1 protein-coding gene is annotated in these 1718 nt (G+C 35.4%); it reads left to right on the plus strand.

Features of this window, described 5'->3' with window-relative positions; translation table 11 throughout:
* The first annotated feature begins 186 nt into the window (after positions 1-186).
* The gene (locus ACN4EE_RS23120) at positions 187-1659 is read left to right on the plus strand and encodes a vWA domain-containing protein (protein WP_431708861.1); all 1473 of its coding nucleotides are present in this window, start codon (positions 187-189) and stop codon (positions 1657-1659) included.
* Positions 1660-1718: the final 59 nt, after the last annotated feature.

Raw genomic sequence — 1718 nt, forward strand, 5'->3', positions numbered from 1 at the left:
GTCATAGCTTAACATAGAATATATGGTTGATAAATTTATTATATAAAAAGTTAGCTCAAATGGGGCATAATTTGTGATTTTTTATTTTAATTTTCGTTAGTAGTAACGCTTTTAAGCCTTAGAAGATGAGTAAATTCATCACGACAAATTTTATTTTTATTCTAATTATTGGCAGGGTTTATTTTCATGGAAATATTGAGACATTGGCGAAGAAAGTTAGGAAAACCTTTGTTATTTGGCTTTTATGGTGGGTTAGGTTGTTTAATTGCCTCTTTATTGCTAGGAGAATTGTTTTTATTTTTGACTACTTTACCGCCGACTGCCGTTAGGCAACCCCAAGCGGTTGTTTTGTTAATTGATGCTTCGGGCAGTATGGATTATGGTAAGTTGGAGGAGGTGAAAACTACCGCTATTGATTTTGTTAAGCGTCAAAATGTTAGTATTGCGCAAACTAACAAAAATCAAGATCAAATTGCTGTTATCGGTTTTGGTACTGATGTTCATATTACTTCCCCTCTTACCTCTAATTTAAGGCAAATTGAAAGCGCGATCGAATCTGTGGATGATGGGGGAGGCACAAGAATCGATCGAGGTTTGGAAGCTGGAAGGTTAGAATTGAGTAATAGCAGTCTTAGTAAAAATTTGTTGCTGTTTACGGATGGTATTGCCGAATCTCCTCACAAAACCATCGAGGAAGCACAAATGATTAGAAATGAGGGGATGAATTTAATTGCCATTGCTACGGGGGATGCGGATACCGAGTTTTTGATGGAGTTAACGGGGGATGAGAATAAGGTTTTTTTTGCCAATAGTGGCAATTTTGATTTAGCTTTCCAAGAAGCAGAAAAGTTGATTTATAGTCAACAATTAATAGAATCGGGGGAATCTGGCAATTATAATTTAATTTATGGTACTTTACGCATCGGCATTTGGACTGCTTTTATTTCTCTAGGGGTATCTTTTGCTTTGATAATTGGGCAAAATCATTATTTACATCGTCGTTTACTGTCTCCCCAAGAAGCAATTCTCGGTTTAATTAGTAGTTTATGTGCTGGAATTGTCGCTGGTAGTATTGGGCAATTAATTTTTACTCCTTTGGCAAATATGGGGTTTTCTCCTCTCATTCCCCGTTTAATTGGTTGGGGTATCTTAGGCGCTTTGGTAGGGGGAGGCATGGCTTTTTTTGTACCCAATTTAAAGTTATCACGAGGTTTGATTGGTGGTTTAATCGGTGGTATTCTAGGTTCGATCGTCTTTATCCTGATTACTCAATATTCTACTGCTATAATAGGGCGCTTAGTCGGCACAACAATTCTCGGTTTTTTTCTGGGTTTAATGATAGCCTTAATTGAACAAATATCTCAAGCACACTCGTTAATTGTATATTGGAACGATCGAGAAAAAACAACTATTTCACTAGGAGAAAAACCCATTCTTTTAGGTTGTGCAAAAAATGCTCATATTTACTTACCTCAATCCCAAGGATATTATCCTATCACTGCTAAAATCTACATCGAAAATAATCAAATTATCATGGAATATGACACAGAATATGCCCAAGTTAAAGGGATGAAAATATTAAAGCATAAAGTGTTCGATCGAGATAAAAGAAAATTAGGATTTATTACCCTCGAATTTAATCAACAAAAACCTTCTTAACTTTCCTAAAATGTGCGATAAAATATTTCATTCTATTATTTTATATCCTTTCTCGTAGG

Origin of the sequence: Geminocystis sp. CENA526 (genome assembly GCF_050753365.1) — a bacterium.
Taxonomy (GTDB): domain Bacteria; phylum Cyanobacteriota; class Cyanobacteriia; order Cyanobacteriales; family Cyanobacteriaceae; genus Geminocystis.